This window comes from Vibrio sp. OPT20 (assembly GCF_963889365.1).
GTDB lineage: Bacteria > Pseudomonadota > Gammaproteobacteria > Enterobacterales > Vibrionaceae > Vibrio > Vibrio splendidus.
In genome coordinates, this window is record NZ_CAWPOA010000101.1 from 233,775 (window position 1) to 256,218 (window position 22,444).

Below are 22,444 nucleotides of genomic sequence, written 5' to 3' on the forward strand. Positions count from 1 at the left end.
AGTACTGCAATTTGGTTATCGAGCGGACGGACAAGATCGATGATCTTCTCTTGATCTTGTTGCTCGGTTTTTACCTGTTCGACAATCGCACTGCTTTGCGTCAGTTTTGTTTGCGCGTCTTGCTTCTCTGCATCACGAACGGCAAGTAACTTAGTGCTGTTATCTAAATGAGCTTGAGTAGTGTTCACCTCTAGTTCGCAACGCTTTAAATCTTTGTGCATTGGGCGCAGCTTTTCAGCCGGTTCACTGTATGCCAAACGCTCTAGTGATGGTTGGTTACGGCCTAGTTTATCTTGAGCTGTTTTAAGATCGTGCTCACTGGTCGCGATAGTTTGCTCAGCTTTAGTCACGTCTTTCCACCAGCTAAGATGCGCTTGCCACTCTTTTAATTGCTCGGCTAAACGCTTCTGCTCGGCTTCTAGCGTTTCTCGTTCTGCGGTTAGCTCTTTGATTTGCTCTTCAGACAGTAAGCTCACACCTTCTGCTTTCGCTTTAAGGTGATTAAGCGACTCTTCACTCGACTTGAAATGATCGTAGATGCGCTCAGAGATCAGGCTATAGACTTCTGTACCCGTCAGCTCTTCAAGTAGCTCGGCACGGTCGTTAGCATTAGCATTTAAGAACGCCGCAAACTCACCCTGAGACAACATGATGGATTTAGTGAAGCGTGAGAAATCGAGACCTGTTACCTGCTCCACCAACTTGGTTTTCTTGGTCAACATAGTTTCTAAAACTTTGTCGGTGTCCGCATCAGCAAACTCACACGTTGGCGTTTGTAATGCGCCATCGTGTTTTCCGCGAGCACGCTTTTGATGGAAGTTCGAGCGGTACGTTTTGCCCTGCACTTCAAACTCCAGCTCAGCAAAACACTCACCCGTGCCACGCGTCATTAATTCGTTGTTGCCTTTAGCGATGCTCTTTAAACGCGGTGTGCGGTGGAACAATGCCAAACAAATCGCATCAAGAATGGTGGTTTTACCTGCCCCTGTTGGGCCAGTAATCGCGAACAGGCCATTTTCCGCAAACGGTGATTGGGTAAAATCGAGCTTCCAACGCCCTTTCAAAGAGTTCAGGTTTTCAAATTCTAGGCTTAAAATCTTCATACTGGTTACTCTTCTACTTTGTTTGGCGCTTGAGCGCTCTCAGACACTTCAACCATCACTTGTTTAAACTTCACCGTCATGCGCTCTAAACGCGCTTTTTCAGAATCGGTTTCAAATTCTTCTAAGGCAATACGCTTCGTAAACACGTCCATCGGGCTCAATTCTGACAGTGTTTCTGCCGACTCTTGCTCTAAAGCTTGGTTACGGCGTTCTCTTGCGCGGCGCAGTTGCAGCACTTCCACATTCAAACCTTCGGTTAGTGCGCGCATACGTTCTTGAAGATCCGACAAGTAATCTTGTGCTTGCACTTCTATCGATAACCACACGCTTTGGTCGCTATCTAAGCCTATATATTGATTCAATTGAGATTCGATCTCGCTCAAGTCGCCTTTGATTTCAGCTAGGGGTTGGAACGTTGGAACTGGCAATTGAGAAATGGTGCGCTCGCCCTCAACAAACTCAACCACACATACCTGCTTTTGAGATTTAAGTTCATCAAAGCTTAATGGGATTGGTGAGCCGCAGTAACGAATGTATTCACGCTTTGCCACCACTTGTGGACGGTGGATATGACCAAGTGCAATATAGTCTGCGTCTGGGAAGCCATCAGCGGCAAAACCATCAAGGTTGCCAACATAGATGTCGCGTACCGAATCCGATTGTTGAACCCCCATCGCCGTTAAATGACCCGTAGCGATAATCGGCATGTGCTCGCTGTTTTCAAACGTCGCACGCTTTTCTACAGCGGCATCATAAACACTTTGGTAGTGCTGTTTAATCGCATCACCAAGTTGCTTCTGACGCTCAACGCCTGTGACGCCCGCCTGGCTGGTCAACACATCACGAGGGCGAATAAAAGGAATGGCACAAACCAGCGCTTCTACATCGCCGTTCTTGCCTTTTAGTTCGACAACCTGAGTCGCATGATCTTCATTGGTATTAGGAATCACGTCTGCACCCATGTATTTGAGCAGCTGTTGTGTCTCTTTAAGCACAGAGACTGAATCGTGATTTCCACCTAATAACACCAATTGGCAGCCGATCTTGTTCGAATCGACCACAAACTTGTTATACATCTCACGAGCGTAACTCGGCGGTGTGCTGGTATCGAAAATGTCGCCAGCAACAATGATCGCGTCGATGTCGTGCTCTGTAACTTGCTCAAGTAACCATTGTAAAAACCGTTTATGTTCATTCTTACGGCTTTTATTGTAGAAGTTTTGGCCAAGGTGCCAATCGGACGTGTGAAGAATCTTCATTGCTGCTCACTGGAAGTCGGTAATACCTTTAATCTACCAAAATAGTAGAGATAATTCCCTTTTATAAGCTTGTGAAAACCAACTAATTTCAGGCTTTGGACCAACTCCGCCCACAGCGTGACCAATCGTTATTTTTGACATAAAAAAACCGCTCAACGTTAGAGCGGTTATAGATGTCCATGACATTAACTGTAAGTTATTTTACAGAGGTCATTAAAAATTGTATGAAGCACCCAGTGTTACTGTGCTAAATGCGACATCACGACTTGCCAGTCTATTACCATTAGGGCCGAAGAATTCGATATTTACTGCATCTGCTTGCGAGATTAAACGTAAGGTTAGGTTTTCTACTGGCGTATATTCAACACCTATACCAAAATGAAAGCCTGCACCAGAATCATCATCAATGTAACTAGAGCCCTTAGAGTTTAGATCAACGTAGCTCAGGCCTGCGGTTACAAACGGACGAATTGAATTATCAAACGTGTAACCCAAATTTGCCGCAACAGAGAAAGATGTTGGTGAAAGTACTTTAGTGCCAAATTTTTCGTAATCAGCATAATCTGTGTAACCAAGTTCGATACCAACAATGCGGTTAAATTGGTAACCACCGTAAAGGCTGTACCCCATGCTTTCAGCATCTAAATTACCTGCGCCATCAGTGTCTGAGTCTTGATACACGCCAAGGCCAGCGCCAATGTATGGACCACCCTCGATACCAGCAGCAAATGTAGGAAGTGAAACTAAGCCAACTAGGCCCAATAGAAATGATGATTTAAGCATGAAAATACCCTTTTTTTGTCTGTCCTACAGCAACGTTGACCAACAGCCAATAGTTTCCGACACTATTCCGCCTGTTGCGTTACTGTTTAAAATAAATTAAATAACCAGCCCCTAATGAATAATAAAACACTGTTCATTTACGGGGCGGATGAGAAAGTACCACAAGATTTTTAGGTCACCAAACGAACAATCATAGATATTTAGTTCAGTCTTATTTATGAGACAGATATATTTCCTGAGAAGTAACGAGTACTAAAATACGTATAAACCTGATAGTAAACCTGAGCATTATCAATATTAAGTTCATTATAATCATACTGTTACCGTACTAACTAAATTGTTACTCGTTCTCAAAAACAACCTGAATCTTCACGCCTAAACATAAAAACCCATCCTGCTCCTCTCTTTTTCCAATAAAAGATATAAAGAGAAGAATGAGTTTAATTTTGGGAGGGTATTTATTTAGAACAGCCTGCTATTAAAATATATTTCAATTTAATTCATATTATTAACGAGCTTCAGCGAGACTAGCCAAATAGTTATTCGTTAAATAAAAGCCGCTGAACTTCTCAATAAAGTCCGCAGGAACGGTTTTATCGGTCAAGCCAGATTCAATCAGCGCCACTTGCCACTTCTGTACTTTCGGGAAGCCTTCAAGCATATCAAAACCAGAGCCCTCTTTAATTACTGACGCTCGGTGCAACAGTGGTAGCCAAGCGATGTCGACGTTAGAGATGTAATCGCCTTTGAAGAAGTCGCTGTCACCCAGCTTGTTCTCGGCCTTTTGGAAGGATTTTTGAAGATTCGCTAAACGTGTCTCAAAGGTTTCTTTGTCTTTACTGCCCATCGTTCCACATTGCGGCATGTAATGTTTGCTTGCCTGATAAGACCAAGCGCGATCTAGTGCTTTTTGCTCTGCAGACACCTCTTCTATCGGCGAATATTTATCGTCTAAGTATTCAACAATTGCATCTGACTCAAACAGAACTGTGTCATTTTCTGTAATCAATACTGGCACTTGTCCGTTTGGCGAAATATCTAGGAACCATTGAGGTTTATTATTTAGCTCAATGTATTCAATTTCAAATGGGACATTTTTCATTACTAAAGCACCCATTACACGTTGAACGAATGGGCAGTTTTTAAAGCTAACAAGTTTAATCATGGTTGACTCCGAATTAGGTCATTAATTTGTATTTGTACCCCTAAGACGAACGCCAAAACCGAAAGACGAAAAATAATTCTATTTTTTTGGAAATAATTAAATGCGGAGATAATTAAAGGCAGTCACTTTAAGTCGTCACTTTCGGTAGGAACTTTCGGTAGGAACTTTAGATAATATGTTTGAATGCCTAATTACGAGCGGCTAAACGATCAAAGATATTGCAATAGACGCCATGATCATGCCAACGACAAATTCCAACACCTTCCACGCTTTCGGGTTCTTAAACATTGGAGCCAAGAAGCGTGCGCCATATCCAAGTGAAAAGAAGAACACAAACGACGCCGATACTGCACCAGCGCCAAACAACATTTGATTAGGTTGATATTGCGTTGAGATAGAACCCAGCAATACCACAGTATCCAAATACACATGCGGATTAAGCCAAGTAAACGCCAAACACATCGCAATCGCTTTGGTTAACGAGTCTTTGGTTTCAGCAGTGGCTTCTAAGGCGTGTGTTTCAGTAAATGCTGAACGGAAGCTTAAGAATGAGTAGACACCCAAAAAGATAGCGCCGCCATAACGAGCGAGCTGCTCAATTTGTGGGAACTGTTTAACGATTGCGCCAAAGCCTGTAACGCCGAAGCTAATTAGTAAGGCATCAGAAATGGCACATACAGCACAAACTGCCAATACGTGTTGATTCTTAAGCCCTTGCTTTAAAACAAATGCATTTTGAGAACCGATTGCAAGAATCAGCGAAAGCCCAAGGGAAAAACCAGCAAAATAAGTCGTCATGGAAAAAGGTCTGTAAAAGTAGTGACGGTAATAATTGACACAATACTGCCAATTAATCAGATTGTTAACAAGTGACTCTGTTGTTCATCAATGACACTTTTCGTGTATTTTTGGCCATTAGAGTAACAAAAGCACGAGGAGCAGACGCACACTTCGACTCTAACCGAAACGAGTCAACCTACTCTCAGATACAATAATTAACAATCCAATCAATTGATTTTAAACACCTTTAATTCCAAACTATATTTTATAAATGTTGCTTTTATTAATAGAATTTAGCTCAAAGTTTAAGAATTAAAAATCGATCACAGTGAGATCTTCCTACCATTTCATTGACCAAGCGAATGATACAAGTCTGATTGCATATTACCTTTTAACTGCGTTTTGAGCGGGCATTTCCCTCTCACTCAACTGACTTACTGCGTGTTTTTTACACTTCGTTTCGAAGAAGTCAGCGCTAGTCGCACAACTATTTAGTCGCACAATGATAAGGATGCACCACAGATGAATCACGGACAAAGACTTACCACTATAGCCCTAGCTATTATGGCTTCAACCCACGTATCAGCTACGACTCTGAACGAAAGTAGCCCAGAGCCACAACCTATCAACCCTCCTTTTATTCAAGATGTAAAAGGCACGATTGTTGAGGATTACTCACGAGAAACCATTCAACCTTCGTTCTTCTCTATGAGAATGATGAGTAACGCCGATGAACAGCGCGGCGATTGGTTTAACTTATCGGCGAGCTACACAAGACTTCAGGGCGTGGGTTCAGATATTGTGTATGACTACCTAATGCCCCCTCTTATGCCACAGCCAGTTATCGTTGCCGTTCTTGATTCGGGTGTCGATGTTGAACATGAAGACCTAAAAAACAAACTTTGGACCAATGAAGGCGAGATCCCAGGCAACGGCATTGATGATGACGGCAATGGGTACATCGATGATGTCCACGGCTGGAACTTTCTGGGTAACTCGTTAGGTATTAACGTTGATCAAGACACACTAGAGGTTACCAGAGAATACAAAAAGTACCTCGAGTTAAAAGAAAATGGACATTGGATTCCGCGTAAGAAACGCAAGTACTATAAAGGTGTTGAATCTGATTACTTGTCGTCTCTAAAAGATGACCAAGATGCATTGAATCGTGTAACAACAGCAACTGAGCAAGCCAATGAGTACAAAGCAGAAATCCTTGAACTCACCGATCACAAAGACTTCACGGTAAACGGATTGCAACCGCTATTGAATATCGAAAATCCGAGCATTGTTACAGCAGCTGAAGGGCTTTTGAGCGTATTTGATTCATGGTATTCATTCGAATATCTAGAATCACGTCGTAGCCGCTATCAAGACTCTCTAGATTTTCACCTTAACCTAGAGCTCGATACGCGTGGCGATATTGTTTGGGATGACATTTCTAACCCTTGGGAAAAAGGCTACGGCAACAACGATGTGAAAGGCCCTGTAGGCTCACACGGCACACACGTTGCTGGAATCATCGCTGCTGAGCGTAACAACTCAGTGGGTATTGATGGTGTGGCAGATCATGCTCAAATCATGGCAGTACGCATGGTGCCAAATGGCGATGAGCGAGACAAAGATATTGCCAATGCGGTGCGTTACGCCGTCGATAATGGTGCGAAGATCATTAACATGAGCTTCGGAAAAAGCTACTCACCACGCAAATACATTGTCGACCATGCATTCCGCTATGCCGCTCGTAAAGGCGTGTTGATCGTTCACTCTGCAGGTAACAGCCGCAACGATAACGACATCAAACCAAGCTTTCCAAACCGTTACGCTAAGCACTATCGCTCGAAGCCTATTTCAACGTGGTTAGATGTGGGCGCATCAGCGAAATACGCAGACGAAACCTTGGTCGCAAGCTTCAGTAACTTCGGTCAGAAATCGGTTGATGTATTTGCACCAGGATATCGAATTTTGTCAACCACACCGGGGAATACTTACGGTTCGAAAAGTGGCACAAGTATGGCTGCGCCTGTCGTTTCTGGCGTCGCTGCGTTGGTGTGGTCGCGCTATCCTGATTTATCGGTAAAAGAGCTAAAGGCGATGTTAATGGGTGAATCAAAAATCTACCCAGAGCTGCTTGTTAAAAAGCCATCAAGCCCAGAAGATTTGGTTCCGTTCAGCACCCTTTCTATCTCAGGCAGCGTTGTGGATGCCGAAGCGATATTTGCAGAACTAGAAACACGCTAACGCTTTATCCATTATCGTTAGTCATTGATACCGGATATTCGTCATTCCCTAAAGCGAGGGGCGAGCGTTATAGGGAATCTCTCTTTTAGATTAGAGATTCCACATACCTCATCCCTCAGTTCTGGAATGACGCTGGGGAATCAAGTCAATGTTTTGCACGTCACTTCCTACTGTGAGGCGCTACAACCACCTCACTCTTAACAGCGAGGAACTACAACCGTGTCACTTTCTACGTAGAGATACACCCCGCCCGTAATTCCCTACAGTGAGGAACGAGTGTGATAGGGAATCTCTCTTTGCGGTCAGAGATTCCACATACCTCGGCCCTCGGTTCTGGAATGACGCCGAGAACCTCTTTTTTATCTTTTAACTCATTCACTTTTGAGCTTGTACTAGCGCAGTTCGATACTCATAAACTGACTGTAAGGATCTAACTCGTAATCTGCAAAGGGTTCGCAGTATCCAAAGCCAAACTTTTCATACAGGTTACGCGCGGCCTTAAAGTAGTCTTCTGAGCCGGTCTCTAAACTGATTGTTTGATACTGGCGAACGGTTGCTGTGTCTATTACATGCTGTAACAGTTGGCTCGCAACACCTGACTTTCGAGCAAACTGTGAGGTTCTCATTGATTTCAGTTCAGCATGTTGTGCATCAAGCTCTTTAATCGCAACACACCCGAGCAGTTGGCTGTCTTTCCAAGCGCTGAAAAAGGTAATTTCTGGCGACTTAAGTCCATCAAGATCCAATGCATGAACGCTTTCAGCTGGTGACGTAGCATACATATCGGCAAGGTGTTCTTCAAGTAATTCAATGACTTCCCCACCCGACAAGTCATCATGCTTAATTTCTATTGATGTGCTGCTTTCCAATGCTGTTCCGTTTCCCATTGAATCCTGTGCTTTTATTTCTGGTTTCATTACCTCAACTCTCCTTGTTTAGTTCGCTTATTTAGCTTGAGTGATTTGGCTTTATTTACTGGCCTGCTTTCCTGATTGTTTCCTTTTCAAGAACTCGGTTTGAATCAGTAAAATTACTGATTAATCATGAAATTATAAATGCCATACTGACCTTACCTAGATAGCATATTTTTCTTATCTAGTCTCTTCATAAAAGTGTTCCACAATGCCTGCGTGGTCACTACACCGAGGAACAACACCTGTTTCAATTTAACGAATAAGTAGCCAGGTCGATATGAGCATTCAATTAGATTTAACCACCACGACACCCTGCCAGAACTTCGATTCCGCGCAAGGACGCATGACACTGCAAAATCACCGAATTATTGATGTCGACAACGAAGTCGCTCAGATCTTTGGTTACCGAACCCGTGAAGAGCTGTTATTGAACGTTGAATTTGTTTATGCGTTAGTTCCTGACAGTTACCAAGAGCTAGCCAAGAAACGTTACTTAGAGGCCATAAAAGGCAAACTAAAAAAAGGAAAGTTGTACACCGATATTCCAGCCAATGGCCGCAACATCTCTATCTTTTGCCTATCACACATTATTGAACTCAATAGTAAACCCGCCCTCCAAGTCACTATCATCGACATCACATCCGTAGTCGAAGCTCAGCGCAAACGTAACGAAACGGATCGCATGTATCGCAAGCTACTTAATACATCGAAACAAGGGATCCTGATCCATAGAAACTTCAAACCTTTAATGGTCAACCAAGCATGGGTAGAACAACAAGGTGCAGACTCAATAGAGCAAGTGCTTGCGATGGACTCTATCCTATCCATCGTACCTGAAGATCAGCGTTCAACGGCCATCAGACGCTGCGAGAACATTCTCAATGGCAATACACCCAACTTTAGTTCAGTGGTATCTAACCAATGCTTTGATGGCACCCACAAATACTTCAACCTCTATGACAACGTGATTAACTGGGAAGGTGAAGACGCGATACAAGTGATCCTTGAAGAAGTCACCGATAAAGTATTACTAGAAAGGGAGTTGCTGCATCGAGCGATGCATGATGACTTAACGCATGTGTTCAATCGTCGTGCTATTTACGATTGGCTCAAGAAGCCGGTTAATCAGCATATGGAGATGTCATGTCTGTTGATTGATATTGATGACTTCAAATCGATTAACGATCGATTTGGGCACACCGTGGGTGATACGGTGATTAGGCACTTAGCAGACACCATTAAAGCTCACATTGAGTTGTTAGGTGGCGTAGTTGGACGTTGGGGTGGCGAGGAGTTTATTGTGTTCATTCCAAAAGCGAAATCGGCCCATACCAAAATCATCAGCGAACGAATCTGCCACACCTTCAATCAACATACCTTCTTTGGTATTAATCGCCGCGCTTTTACAACGAGCGTGAGTATTGGCGTTACCAACCAGTGCTTGCTCCACTCTGCCAACACCATTGATACACTTATTCGTGTTACCGATGATGCACTATATCGTGCGAAAGCGAATGGTAAAAATCAAGTCTCGATCAACGATGATGTGGTTTGCGATGAAGCACTAGCTTGATCGCAGTTCCCTGTTCACCTTCATGTTCCTCTGGCTCTCCTGCATAACCCACCAGTTCTCCTTCATAATCAAACGCCTTTTAAGCTAACGTTAAATGAGTCGGCTAACCGTAGAAATTGAGCACAGCCGCACATAATTAAGGTACAGCCACTGAGAATTAAAGCACATAACTTGATCGAATATTTGATTGCGATTTCGACATTTCGGTATATGATGCGCCACCCTCATTATATCAGCTAACGCTGTAGGCACTTATGTCCGCCAATATGTCAGCTACTATTTCTTCCAACGCACTTTATACCGACCTATCCGGTTACTACGATTTAATGTGTGTTGATATTGACTATCAAGCGCAAAGTAACTGCGTACGTAGGCTACATCAAATTTTCGGAAATGGTGGAAAGACGCACCTCGACTTAGCTTGTGGCACTGGTCCACACGTTCGTCACTTTATCGATTTTGGTTACCAAAGCAATGGACTCGATCTCAACGCGCCAATGCTAGATATCGCTCAGGTTCGCTGCCCCGAAGCCAATTTCTCAGAGCAAAACATGAGCAGTTTTGAAGTGGCGGAACCTCTGGATTTGATCACCTGCTTCTTATACTCAATCCATTACAACGATGGTTTCGAGAAGCTAAAAGAATGTGTTGAGAGCGTACATCGCGCTTTAAAATCAGAGGGAATTTTCTGTTTTAATGTGGTGGATAAAGACAAGATCAGCAATGATCTTTTTGTTCGACACACCACCAATCTTGAACAAGATGATTTCACGTTCAGCTCAGGCTGGTATTACTCTGGCAAGGGTGACAAGCAGGCGTTAAAACTCAGTATCGAAAAAACGACTGCTGGTGAAACTCAAGTGTGGAATGATGAACACCCGATGGTGGCATTCTCGTTTAAAGAGCTAATCGAGATATTGAAGCCCTACTTCGAGGTTAATATCTTCGAGCACGATTATGACAAACTGCTGCCTTGGGATACCAAATCAGGTAATGCTCTGATCGCTTGTGTAAAAATCTAGGTCAGTCGATACAAAACGAATTAGCCAGATTCAAACACAGACAAAAAAGAACCCACACTCGCCGTACTCTTTATCGAGCATCCAGCCAGTGTGGGTTCTTTTGTATCAAGCTATCGGTTACTGAACTCTAAATTAGAAGTCCGCTGTCATACCTACGTAGTAAGTACGTGGCTCTTCAACATAACCCATGCTCTCTAGCTCTTGTGATACCGCTTCGTCAGTCAAGTTAGTAATGCCTGCGCGTACTCTAACCGAATCATTAATGTTGTATACCCCACCAATATTTAGCGTAGTGTAGGCTTCTTGAGTCAAATCAGTTTCGATATTACGCTCACCTCGGTAACGCGCACTAACAAAGGTGTTCAGGTCGTAAGTTGGGCTCCAGTTCAGTTTAACTAAACCCGAGTGCTTGTAACGCTCAAGCAGTGCTTCACCAGTAGACTTATCTTCAGTGTCTAAGAACGTGTAGTTACCAGATACGCCCCATTCATCCGTTATTTGGAATTGGCCAGTAAGCTCAGCACCTTGAACCACAGCCTCAGACACATTGGTATAAGTACGTTTGCCTTTCACATAGCCAGTTGAGCTAGAACTATCGGCACACCCTTTACCCGATTCAAACATTCCGCCGTTATCGCAGTAGGTTTCATCACGATCAATAAGGTCGTTGATTTCATTGCGGAACAAGGCACCTTCAACGTTCCAACGAGGTTGGCTGTATATCGCTGCAATCTCATAGTTCCAGCTCGTTTCAGGCTTCAGGTCTTCATTGCCATATAAATCACAAGCACCTTTACAACTGTTAACTGTGTAGTCGGCTTGGTTTTGAGTCAATGTTGGTGCTTTAAATGCTTTACCCACGCCACCCTTAATGATCAGGTCATTCGTTGTTTGGTGCACCAAATACACACGAGGACTGAACTCTTCACCGTACAATTCGTGCTTATCTAAACGACCACCGATGGTTGCTGTTAGTTGTTCAGTCATCAGCCATTGGTCTTGAACAAATAACGCTCCTTGATACGCTTCTGATGTGCCATTGACCAAGTTTTCTTTGTTGGTTAATTCGCTCAACTGATAGTCCATACCAAACGTTACGGTATGATTATCACCAAGATAAGTCGTCGCTGATGCTTCTGCTATTTGAGTTAACTCTTCTACGTCACTGCTGTAGTTAGTATCAGAATCCGCAGCGTCGTTGTCAGTCACATTTTCGCGTGAGTAGCGAACTTGCGTGTCACCCCAACTCCAAAAACCGCTGTGCGTGATCGCTTGGCTGTTACGAACAACTTTAGTATCGACTGGGTTTACACCAGTAGCGTGTTCCGCTAGTCCATCTCGTTTGTCATCACTGTAGCCAAAATCGAAATCGACTGTTTGATTGTCTGTCGCGTGCCACGTGAGGCTTGCTAACAAACTCAAAGTATCGCGTTCTTCTAAAGCTGTAATGTCTTCTCGACCATTACCAGAATAGGGTTGCCAAGCATCACGGCTAGTTTGGTTAACAGATAGGCGAGCAAACAACTCGTCTTCAATTAACGCTCCCGATGTTGTGAAGCCCATCGAGTACTCTTCTCCACCATCACCGTCTAACGGAGATGAAGTGTCCATGCTTAACGTAGAGCTCCAATCATTTTCAGGAGCCTTGGTGATGATGTTGATTGTGCCACCCATGCCATCTGAACCATAAAGTGCAGACATTGGGCCACGGATGATTTCAACACGTTCAATTGAATCAGCAGGAATGGTCGATAGGTCGAAGTCGTTACCTCGGATGATGGCACTCGCCGAGCTTAGACGACGGCCATTCACCATGATAAGCGTGTAATCTGAATCCATACCACGAATAGAGATCATCTGACGGCCAGCACGTGTGCTATCAAAATCAGACTCAACACTCGTTGATTCTGCAACGATGTCAGCCAAAGTAATACCAGGACTGTCTTCAATGTCTTGAGCGGTGATCACTGACATTGAAGCCGGTGCTTGTTTTAGTGCCATTTCAGTACGAGTTGCCGTAACAACCATTTGCTCATCTGTTGCTTGCGCTTCTTCTTGCGCCAACACGTTAGCCGAAAGTGAGGTACAAATAACAGCGACTGCGATCGAAAGGGGTTTACGAACCAAAAGAGGTTTGCGAATCAAAAGAGATCTCTCAGACATGATATTCATTCTTATATGTGATTGGTAATGATAATGGTTTGCATTAAACAACCAGTTACCACTCTTATCAACGAAAGTTTCATACCAAAAATTGATTCTCGTTATTCAACTTTCAAATAATGAAACCAATACATATTCATTTTAATAGCATCACCTCAATAGCATTCACCACTTAGATAGATTGGGTGTATATCTCTTTAAATAAATCACGAACCCAACGACACATAGGGTCATTATGGAAACGTTTATGCCAATAGAGATAAACATCTTCTGATGGGCTTCTGATCGCTTTGGGAACGCGTTTACAAATTAAATCTCGTTGATTGGCAGCTTGTGTCGCAAATGGTGTCGGCAAGTGAAAAATAATGTCGGTCGTCTCCGCAATATCCGCAGCAATATTGAAGTTGGACAACTGAATTGGGATCGATAGTTGGCGCTGCTTATCAATCAAACCAAGATCTTTAAATCGATTTTCGATCGAGAGCTTCTTATCCCCTTGCAGTGAGATTTGACCAAGTTGGCTATTCAACAAGTCATCAACGGTGATCTCTTTGTCCGCCAGAAGATGGTCTTTGCTCATTAATAACCGATAATCGCGACTGATTACGAACATTCGATACAGGTTTTGTTCAGAACTTAATGGCTCATGCGTCGACAACACAAAATGCGCATCACCGGATAACAGGGGCTCAAAGTGTCGTTTAGGAATCGAGTCGATATCGACAACCATATTCGGCGCTTGCTGGCGAATTTGTGCAACTACTTTAGGCAAAAGGTGTGAAACCTGAGGAACCAAACCAAAAAAACGAACCGTACTATCACTCGTTTGTGGTTCAAACACGTCTCCGTGAACCAGTTTTTCAAGGCGCGTAAGCACAGAGTTGAGGTCTTGCTTGATGACCTCTGCTTTCGGGGTCAATTCATAGCCATAGGCAGCACGCACCAGCAAATCATCGTTGAACACAGTACGAAGTTTTTGTAGAGATCGGCTCACCGTAGGTTGGCTCATATCCAGCGCCAACGCCGTGTTGGAAACGTGCTTCTCTTCAAGAAGGTGTTTAAGAATAACGAGTAGGTTTAGGTCGACTTGGGCAAGATTCATTATGCAAATATTCACAACAGAGAAAATTCAGTGTGCGCATAGTGCATCTACCATCTCATTAATACAATTGATAATCACTCTTATTTTGATCTGAAGCAAAATGCAGAACCGAGTTTGAGGTTAGGAAAGGTTTGAAGCTCTAAATCAGAAGGAGACAATTAAAAAGAGAGGCACAATGGCCTCTCTTTGATCGTCTACTTTATGTTGCTAGCGTTGAGCTATCAGACTACAGCTTTGTCCAAGCATCTTGCCAGTATTGGCTTTCTGCTGGTGCGTAAGACGCGCTTGCACACCATGCCGTGTACGGCCAAGGTTTACATTCGTACAGACCATTATCGCTGCCGACCACAATGTCACCCGCTGCGTAGTTTGTGCCCGCTTCATACGGAGGGTAATCACCTGGAGGAGGAGTCGTTCCGCCACCGTCTTTAACAGCGAACGAATCATTTACCATCACCATTTCACCGTCAGATGCTTTACCGACAACCTCAAGTGCATATTGCCCTTCCGCTACATCGTACAAGTCGATGGTAATAGCACGGCTGTCCGTTACGTTAACCTGAGTTTGCTCAACCACAGTACCTGCACTGTTGATCACCATAGCGGTAACATCTAACGCTTCATTTGATGTCAGTGTTAGGTCTAAACGAACATTGCCGTTATCTGGCGCATATTCTGACTGAAGGCCTGAAACTGCAAGCTCTAAGTCATCGCCCGGATCTGGGTTACCACCACATGAAGAGTCTGAAACTTTTCTCCAAACGCCCCACTCACCTGTTGTTCCTGGCTCTTCGCCACGAGTGTACCAACCCGCTCCCCACGTTGAACCGTCGTGAGATACTTGGTCACCTTCAACATAAACGGTGTCGGCATCCCATGCAGCAGCACAGTTAGAACCATCCGTCACAGACACTTTACGGTCAGCGGTTACAGTTTGGTTCGCGCTATCTGTTACGCTATACACAAGCGTGTAGTTGCCGATTTCATTCACATCAACACTGCCAGTGTGTGTGATGGTACTTGTAAGGTCGCCATCTTCAGCATCATTCGCCGTTACGCCTGCCATAGCATCAAATGCAGTTCCCAACACAACAGTTGTGTCAGACACACCATTAAATACTGGCTTCTGGCTGTAAACCTCTACCGTTCTCGCTTTAGTGGTTTCGTTGTTATCGCTGTCTTTCACTCGGTAAGTTAGAACGTAAGTGCCAATCACACTAGTTTCCACGTAACCTTCAACATCGACAGAAGATGTTAGATCGCCATCTTCTTTATCGGTTGCTGTTACGCCTTCCATAGGATCAAACGTTGTGCCGTGAAGAACACGCGTATTTTCGACACCTTTAAGAACGGGCTCACCCTCTACTGGAGGTGGCGTCACTTGACCGTGTACAAACGGGCCGTAGTCTTTAATAAACTGCTCGTTGTATTGTTGACCGTTTTTGTTAGTGCCCATGTCCCAGTTGATAGACCAAGTCATTACACCACGCAGGGGTTGGCCTTGAGTCGTTAAGGTCTCGAACGCGTCGTATAAATCTTGAGGGTCTTGCACAAAGCCCGTCGCTGCAGCATCGATACTTGAAGGAATACCAAACACCAGCTTGTCATGAGGGATCTTGTGGAAGCCACGCGTTCCGTTGATAAGCGAATCAGAGATGTAGTAGATGAATTCTTCTTTTAATGCATCGTTGTTTTGAGCAATCCAGCCCACACCGTCAACCCAGATACCGTCGCCACCTTGGTTGTAGAACTGTGGGTTAATCCAGTCGTAGTAGCCTTCTAGATTATCGATATAAGGTACGTACTTGCCGCCTGTTGTTAGATACGGGAACTCAGGCGCCATAGTAATAAGGAAGTTTTTCCCTTCGGCACGGTAGTGATCTTTTACTAGCTTAAGTGCGTCAGGAATAACCGTTTGGTTGTTTGCTGCGGTTACTGCTGCTTGTTCAAGGTCGATGTCTAGGCCATCGAAACCGTAACGCTCAGTAAGGCGGATTATCTCATCAGCAAAGGCTCTTTCATCACCCGTTTCAAGCTCTACGTGTGCATCAGCACCACCCAAAGCCAACAGTACAGAGCGACCTTGCTTGTTGAGCTCAGAGATTTGGTCAATAAATTGTTCTTCTGAAAGCCCAATGGTTGGGTCCAGTTTAAAAGTTGGGATTCGACCATCAGCCACATCGTAAACCTTCATAAATGACACATTCACGATGTTATACATTGGGTTTACTTCATCCAGCGTCACACAAGGCGCATTACCACCTTGGTAGCCGCCACCGTCACACCAGTTGTGCCAATAACCGACCACGACACCAGAATCTGGATTCGTCATATCTGAACCATTCGCATAAACAGCGCCAGACATTGCGGCCATGCCGACCGATACAGCTAATTGTAGAGCTTTACGTTTCAACATTAGTCCCACTTCCTTACTTAACAGCTGTGCCAATCACAACCGAACCAATTCATTGTAATCATGAATATTTATAGAGAAGTAATGGAATTTATAGGAAAAGATGACCTTTGATTTAACTTGTGATTTTAAGTCACAGATTGAATATCAGAATCAATATGATTTTGACTTTTCATTCAAATTGAAATGCTAAAAGCTGTTATTTTCGTCCGAACACATTGACCATGCAAATATTTAATAAACCTTAATTCACATAGATAATTAACCGAAAATATAAAAAATCACCAATAGGAAAAAACGAACTGTAAATCGACAAAAATCTATCCAAACACACCGTAATTACTGACCCCAGACCAGATACCATTGCGAGTGACATCACTAAAATAGCTTGGATATAGCCGTCATACATGTGCTAGAGATACACACGTATAACGGAATATAGGAGTGAAAATTTGTGGAATTTTGGATGTATACCTCAGGAATTTTTCAGTTGACCCTCAGCACCAGATGAATAATATGCATCCAATAGTGAAATAAAATTCACCTTATCAAGTTCATTAAGTTGATTAATACCAGCCGCTGCTTTTCTTCCTCCACCCGTTTCAAAGCTTGAGCAAATTTCGTCTGCACCCGTTCTGTTTGATAATGGCGCCCGTAAGCTCACCGTGTAAGACTCGCCATCTTGGTTTTTCGTTAATACTGCTTGCGCTCGGTTTGGATCTTGATTAACGATTTCATTACCAAATACACCACTGATACGCCTTGCCCACGTCTCACCTGGCAGTTCAAACACGCGTGCGACTTCACTTTCATAAACAGGAGCAAGGTTTGATAGCTGTTGGCGATCATTTTGATAAGCAGCTCGTAGTCGATAAAACACAGAGTTTTTATCATCTAAAAGATCAAATGGGTTCGGGTATTGATAAAGGGTTTGGTAGAGCTCAATTGGCGTGAAATGCAAATCGCTTAATGAAGAACCGTAACCATTGTAGTTAACCAAGGTACCTAGCTCTTCTAAAAACTCGGTTTGAGATTGATTGAATCCATTTTCATCCGCTAGCCGCGCGGCCACTGTTTTTAGGTTATCACCAAAAGCAGCCGCGATTGCCCAAGCCACATGCGCACCATTCAGCTTCTGGTTAATCAGCAAGCTCGTGCAGCTCTCTGGCGCGGTATCGATCAGAGTATCCAAATAGCTAGAGTCAGGTACCTCACCAGTTCGATGATGATCGCAATAAAATACATTGATGTTGGCGTCTAGCAGTGAGTGTAATGCAGATAAGTTTTTCTCCATCGACACATCTAAAACGGTAACGGAAGAAATGTCACCTTGCTTACCCGGATCCATAATTTGAGTAACAACTTGAGAAACCAACTTAATATCACGCTTTACACCTGTAATGAGCACGTTCTCTCGTGGCTCACTTAATCGCAGCTGTAACAACGCGATTATGCCATCTGCGTCTCCGTTGAATACGTCGTAGTGCATGTTGTTCCTCTTCCTATAGATTTAACCGTTTGCCAGAAACGCGCCAATACGTTCTTTTATTCGATAGTCTGTCATTATTTTAGTTATATTTCACAGATACTTAAGTCTATTTTGGAATGCCTTATTCTCATTAGATTCAAAAGATAAACACATTAATAATATTGTATGACTTATATCACAGTAAAAGAACCTGAAAAGATTATAAAATAAGCGCCTCCCACTTAATGATAAAGAGACGAATGAACACTACCACCACTCTTGTTTATGACACTTTGAAAAGCCTTGCTGCTCACGCTCCTGAGCAACATGCCGAGATTCGCCAGCGTTTATATGAGCAGTTGAGCCTGCCATTTAACAAGCAGCTCTCGTTATACGCTAATGTGCTTGGTCCTATCAGCTCAGGTAAGTTAGCGGGATGCGACAATATTGATAAGGCGGTTGAACTGGCACTGGATGTGCTGGAAGGCCGAAATAAGTAATTCCCGTTAAAATACGTAATATAACGGCCCAGATCTTCCCTCAGATCGGGCCGTTTTTTATTCGCGCCTTCAGACTAGTGAATTTCAGGCACAAAAAAAGGCGCAGATGATCCACGCCTTTGATTTAGTTTGCTCTAAATTTTACGAAGTCTTGAACTGCGCCACCGCTTTGTCCATCTCATGGGCTTGCTCTGCGACTTTATCCACTTCAACTAAGCAATGTTGCGCCGAAGCGTTGTTATCACTTGAAATGGTGTTTAACTCAGTGATTGAGTCGCTCACTTGTGCCATAACAGCACCCTGCTCTTCAATCGCTGATGCAATACGCTCAGAGTTGCCCTGGATGCTTTCCATGTCGCTTAAGATAAGCTGCAGGCTAGCATCGAGCTCTTCCGAATCTTTCAGAGTCAGTTGGCCTTGTTGGTTACATTCACCAATCTCGGTCATAGAAGCGTTCATTTGACTTTGAATTGCCGTTACTACACTGGTAATTTCAGTCGTTGATTGGTGCGTTCTGCTTGCAAGAGCACGAACTTCATCTGCAACCACGGCAAAGCCTCGGCCTTGTTCACCGGCACGTGCTGCCTCAATGGCTGCGTTCAGTGCCAGCAAGTTGGTTTGTTCTGCAATGCCTTGGATGATATTTACCGCATCGCCAATTTGATCCACATGATGGTTCAATGAGCTGATCGAATCTTGGCTGCTAGAAAGGCGTTCAGACAACTGAGTAATGTTGCTGATCGTATCAACCACCACTTCACGGCCTTTATCGGCATTCACTTTTGCTTGATGAACACCTTCAGCCGCAACTGATGTGCTTTCTGAGATCTCGCCAATAGTGAGTACCATCTCTTGCACTGACGTTGTCATGGTTGAGGTGTGATTTGCTTGAACTTCAAACTGTTTGATGACTGACTCTAGCTCGTCATGCATGTTCGACGTGCTTTGTGTCAGTTGCAGTGACTTAGATTGAGATGCCGCGATCAAGCCTTCCAGCTGATCAAGCAATTGGTCGAAGTATTGGCCTAAAGTGCTGAGTTCGTCTTTGCCATCAAGGTGCGAACGAATAGACACGTCGTTAGAATCAACGATGTTGCGAATCACCGAGAGTAATGACTCAATCTTGCCGATAATAGAACGGACAATTAACCAACTGAACAGAATGATCGACACGAGTAGCGTGACGCAAAGGATGTTGTTGATCAGCGATAGTTTGTCCATCTCTTGTTGGGTTTCTTGGTCCAATACCGCTGAGAACTCTTTAAATTGAGTTTCGATAGCATGAGAACCCGAGCGAGCTTGCCCAAGCAGACCTTCGTTGTGCTTCAAGCCAATCACTCGCTTCTGTTCAACCACTTGACGTGCAGCATCTATCAAAGCAGTTGAGCTTCCAGCATTAGAAGTAATAGAAAGAACACTCGGATCGAACTCACCCTTTTCAATTAAGTCATTGAACAGGTAAAGCTCGATTTTTTGTTCAGCATTGGCTGTCGCGCTGATGTTATCGAGCAAAACATGAAACTCGCCTAGCATGCCTTTGTCACGTGCTAGCCCATAGACTTCGCTCGCTTTTACTAGGTTAACAAAGCTGGTGTGGTAAGTTTCGATGTCTTCACGAAGGTGTGTGCTGTTGGCTAAGCCTAAATCACTGAGCACTGTATCTAGCTCAGATTCAGACGCTAAGAATTTGTTGTAGTTTACGTCGAACTTGGCGAGGTACTTCATATCACTACGTAATAGGAAATCTTTCTCGTTACGGCGAAGATTGAGTAGTCGCACTTCAAGTTCTTTGGTGATTTGTTTGGCTTCGCTCATTTGAGCGGTGGTGTCTGCAAATTGCGATGTGGTAAACAACAATGAAATCATGCCGAAGATGGAGAACATCCCCAACGAATAGAGCTTTTTCTTTATATTCATATACGTGGCTCGTCTTTACTAAATTAACTATGAGTATCTAATTGATCGCATCGAAGCATGGAATACAACTCGTGCGACCTGGTTATTGTTATGGTTATGGTTATGGTTATGGTTTTTGTATCAGTAATGAGCACTAAATCTAGCGACTGTTCAGCCCACCAGCAGTGACATTCTCAATGGTATTCAAACAGAGAATGAATCTTTTCACTAAAGATAAAAGCATCAATAACACAAATTGAATACATGTACATTAGTTGAATGATAAAAGTGAGAGACAGCTATTTGACGGAACATAAACAGCCTGAACACCACGGCATACAAGGCATTGAATTAAAAGGCTTTGAAGCGCATTTGAACGCATTATTTATGATGACATTTTTTTGGCTCTCCAGAAGAGCACGAGCGAAGCGCAATATTGGAGGTTTTGACTTGGTTTTTAAACAGTGAATCCGTCTATTGATGATTGTACAGTAGAGCGTAAACGGCGAAAAAAATGGACCTACTCAATTCGAGTCAGATCCATCTTTTGATTTTCTAGTCAATCGCTTTGCAGCTAAAGAGTTAGGTGCGAATTCAAGGCTGACTAAAACGCTTTTACCATCTTGGTTAGGCACTTCAATAACACCGCTTTCTCATCTTCTTCGATGTCTTGTGTTAGTCCATTAACCAAATTCAAGTGAAGCTGATTGTGGTGAACGTGTATCTTCTGCCCTTCATCAGTCAAAGCAACCACAATCGCACGACGATCTGTTGGGTGTTCATGGCGCTCAATCAATTCAGCTTTAACCAACTTTTCGATTTGAACGGTAAGCGTACCCGTGGTGATACCAAGCTTTTCAGCGAGCTCTTTCATTCTTAACGCGCCATGCATACCAAGCACTTCAATGGTGTGAACTTGAGCAAGGGAATAACCTGTCTCTTTGACAACAGACTGCTCCCACGAAGACATTTTATCGTAGAACTCAGTCAGTATTTGGTTAAGCTGTTCTATATTTCGCATGGTCGTTTGAATGCACTTCAAGAGTAAGATGATTAATCTTATCAAACTTGGCGAGCATTTGTTTATATTCAGAGACGGTTTTGTCACTGTTTGATTCAAGAGTAATCGCTGCTGAATAGTGATGTCCACTCACCTTCCACATATGGAAATCGGTTACCGACGCATAAGGCGTTAAGGTTTCGGTCACTGAGTCACGATAATCTTGGTCGATATTCTCATCCAGCAGGATTGGGCTGGTTTGTTTCATAAGGTTCATCGTCCACTTGGCAATCACGAATGCGCCAACCATTCCCATTGCTGCATCTAACCAGTTCCAACCGTAAAACTTACCAAATAGCAGCGCAACAATCGCAAGCAGAGACGTCAAAGTATCCGCCAACACATGCATGTAGGCTGCGCGTAGGTTGTGATCATGATGGTGTCCGTGATGCCCGCCATGCTTATGACCATGCTCGCTATCGTGATCATGACTATGTGAATGACCGTGATTCTTACTATGATTGTGGCTATGCTCGTGTCCGTGATCATGATGGTGATCGCCAAGTAAAAACATACTCACCACATTCACAGTTAAACCAATACAAGCAACGATGATCGCTTCATTGAACTGAATTGCTTGCGGGTTAAACAAGCGATGTACCGATTCCACCAGCATCAGTAATGCCACAATCCCCAATGCAATCGCGCTGGTGTAGCCCCCTAACACGCTGACTTTACCGGTACCGAAAGAGAAACGTTCGCTCTCGGCATGTTTCTTCGCATATCGGTATGCAAACAAAGTGATACCAAACGCTGCAGCATGCGTCCCCATGTGCCAACCATCAGCAAGTAACGCCATAGAGCCGTAAATAGTACCGGCAACGATCTCGACAACCATGGTGATGATAGTTAACAAGAGAACGTAGAAAGTACGCTTTTCACCTTGGCTGTTATGTGAAGAAAAGTTGTGTTGGTGACGTGTTGGAAAACTCAAAATGGCGTCCTTAGCTCGTGTGTTCAATATTAGGAGTCGTTACTGATTAATCTTGCTCAAAAAAGTGC

17 protein-coding genes are annotated in these 22,444 nt (G+C 43.7%); 4 read left to right on the forward strand and 13 right to left on the reverse strand.

Translation table 11 applies throughout. From position 1 onward, the window contains the following. From AACR09_RS21235 to AACR09_RS21255, 5 genes are all read right to left on the reverse strand, one after another. On the reverse strand, nucleotides 1-1,103 hold a 1,103-nt coding region (locus tag AACR09_RS21235; protein ID WP_228010800.1), incomplete at its 3' end, for an AAA family ATPase. Nucleotides 1,104-1,108: 5 nt separating this feature from the next. Next, on the reverse strand, nucleotides 1,109-2,362 hold the full coding sequence (gene sbcD, locus AACR09_RS21240; RefSeq protein ID WP_193835650.1) for an exonuclease subunit SbcD: 1,254 nt from the start codon (nucleotides 2,360-2,362) through the stop codon (nucleotides 1,109-1,111). Nucleotides 2,363-2,575: 213 nt separating this feature from the next. Continuing rightward, a complete protein-coding gene (locus AACR09_RS21245) occupies nucleotides 2,576-3,145 on the reverse strand; it encodes a porin family protein (RefSeq protein ID WP_017085555.1) in 570 nt (189 codons plus the stop codon). A 508-nt stretch (nucleotides 3,146-3,653) separates the two neighbouring features. After that, nucleotides 3,654-4,310, reverse strand: a complete 657-nt coding sequence (locus tag AACR09_RS21250) for a glutathione S-transferase family protein (RefSeq protein WP_065681884.1) — start codon at nucleotides 4,308-4,310, stop codon at nucleotides 3,654-3,656. Nucleotides 4,311-4,511: 201 nt separating this feature from the next. Next, the gene (locus AACR09_RS21255) at nucleotides 4,512-5,108 is read right to left on the reverse strand and encodes a LysE/ArgO family amino acid transporter (RefSeq protein WP_193835651.1); all 597 of its coding nucleotides are present in this window, start codon (nucleotides 5,106-5,108) and stop codon (nucleotides 4,512-4,514) included. Nucleotides 5,109-5,612: 504 nt separating this feature from the next. Between AACR09_RS21255 and AACR09_RS21260 the strand changes: the two genes are divergently transcribed. After that, nucleotides 5,613-7,331 carry a S8 family peptidase gene (locus AACR09_RS21260; RefSeq protein WP_193835652.1) on the forward strand — a complete coding sequence of 573 codons (1,719 nt, stop codon included), beginning with the start codon at nucleotides 5,613-5,615 and terminating at the stop codon, nucleotides 7,329-7,331. 392 nt (nucleotides 7,332-7,723) lie between these two features. On the opposite strand, the gene AACR09_RS21265 is transcribed toward AACR09_RS21260, so the two are convergent. Then, complete coding sequence (locus tag AACR09_RS21265) at nucleotides 7,724-8,248, reverse strand: GNAT family N-acetyltransferase (protein ID WP_193835653.1); 525 nt, start codon at nucleotides 8,246-8,248, stop codon at nucleotides 7,724-7,726. 274 nt (nucleotides 8,249-8,522) lie between these two features. On the opposite strand from AACR09_RS21265, the gene AACR09_RS21270 reads away from it, so the two are divergent. Both AACR09_RS21270 and AACR09_RS21275 read left to right on the forward strand, forming a co-directional pair. Further along, a complete protein-coding gene (locus AACR09_RS21270; RefSeq protein ID WP_193835654.1) occupies nucleotides 8,523-9,818 on the forward strand; it encodes a sensor domain-containing diguanylate cyclase in 1,296 nt (431 codons plus the stop codon). A 266-nt stretch (nucleotides 9,819-10,084) separates the two neighbouring features. Next, the gene (locus tag AACR09_RS21275; protein WP_228010801.1) at nucleotides 10,085-10,840 is read left to right on the forward strand and encodes a class I SAM-dependent DNA methyltransferase; all 756 of its coding nucleotides are present in this window, start codon (nucleotides 10,085-10,087) and stop codon (nucleotides 10,838-10,840) included. A 132-nt stretch (nucleotides 10,841-10,972) separates the two neighbouring features. Here AACR09_RS21275 and AACR09_RS21280 read toward each other — a convergent pair whose 3' ends face one another. The 4 genes from AACR09_RS21280 to AACR09_RS21295 form a co-directional block, all read right to left on the reverse strand. Then, on the reverse strand, nucleotides 10,973-13,003 hold the full coding sequence (locus tag AACR09_RS21280) for a TonB-dependent receptor domain-containing protein (protein WP_193835655.1): 2,031 nt from the start codon (nucleotides 13,001-13,003) through the stop codon (nucleotides 10,973-10,975). 172 nt (nucleotides 13,004-13,175) lie between these two features. Next, nucleotides 13,176-14,105 carry a LysR family transcriptional regulator gene (locus AACR09_RS21285; RefSeq protein ID WP_193835656.1) on the reverse strand — a complete coding sequence of 310 codons (930 nt, stop codon included), beginning with the start codon at nucleotides 14,103-14,105 and terminating at the stop codon, nucleotides 13,176-13,178. A 226-nt stretch (nucleotides 14,106-14,331) separates the two neighbouring features. Then, nucleotides 14,332-16,521 carry an immunoglobulin-like domain-containing protein gene (locus AACR09_RS21290; RefSeq protein ID WP_193835657.1) on the reverse strand — a complete coding sequence of 730 codons (2,190 nt, stop codon included), beginning with the start codon at nucleotides 16,519-16,521 and terminating at the stop codon, nucleotides 14,332-14,334. A 472-nt stretch (nucleotides 16,522-16,993) separates the two neighbouring features. Beyond that, nucleotides 16,994-18,007 (reverse strand): DHH family phosphoesterase, encoded by a 1,014-nt coding sequence (locus tag AACR09_RS21295; RefSeq protein WP_193835658.1) that lies wholly within the window; start codon nucleotides 18,005-18,007, stop codon nucleotides 16,994-16,996. Nucleotides 18,008-18,246: 239 nt separating this feature from the next. Between AACR09_RS21295 and AACR09_RS21300 the strand changes: the two genes are divergently transcribed. Continuing rightward, a complete protein-coding gene (locus tag AACR09_RS21300; RefSeq protein WP_004733935.1) occupies nucleotides 18,247-18,486 on the forward strand; it encodes a PAS factor family protein in 240 nt (79 codons plus the stop codon). A 141-nt stretch (nucleotides 18,487-18,627) separates the two neighbouring features. On the opposite strand, the gene AACR09_RS21305 is transcribed toward AACR09_RS21300, so the two are convergent. The 3 genes from AACR09_RS21305 to dmeF form a co-directional block, all read right to left on the reverse strand. Further along, nucleotides 18,628-20,352 carry a methyl-accepting chemotaxis protein gene (locus AACR09_RS21305; protein ID WP_193835695.1) on the reverse strand — a complete coding sequence of 575 codons (1,725 nt, stop codon included), beginning with the start codon at nucleotides 20,350-20,352 and terminating at the stop codon, nucleotides 18,628-18,630. A 634-nt stretch (nucleotides 20,353-20,986) separates the two neighbouring features. After that, nucleotides 20,987-21,403 carry a MarR family winged helix-turn-helix transcriptional regulator gene (locus tag AACR09_RS21310; RefSeq protein WP_017070724.1) on the reverse strand — a complete coding sequence of 139 codons (417 nt, stop codon included), beginning with the start codon at nucleotides 21,401-21,403 and terminating at the stop codon, nucleotides 20,987-20,989. Next, nucleotides 21,381-22,376: a CDF family Co(II)/Ni(II) efflux transporter DmeF gene (gene dmeF / locus AACR09_RS21315; protein ID WP_193835659.1), complete on the reverse strand. Its 996-nt coding sequence runs from the start codon at nucleotides 22,374-22,376 to the stop codon at nucleotides 21,381-21,383. Before dmeF ends, AACR09_RS21310 begins: the two co-directional genes overlap by 23 nt. Nucleotides 22,377-22,444 lie beyond the last annotated feature (68 nt).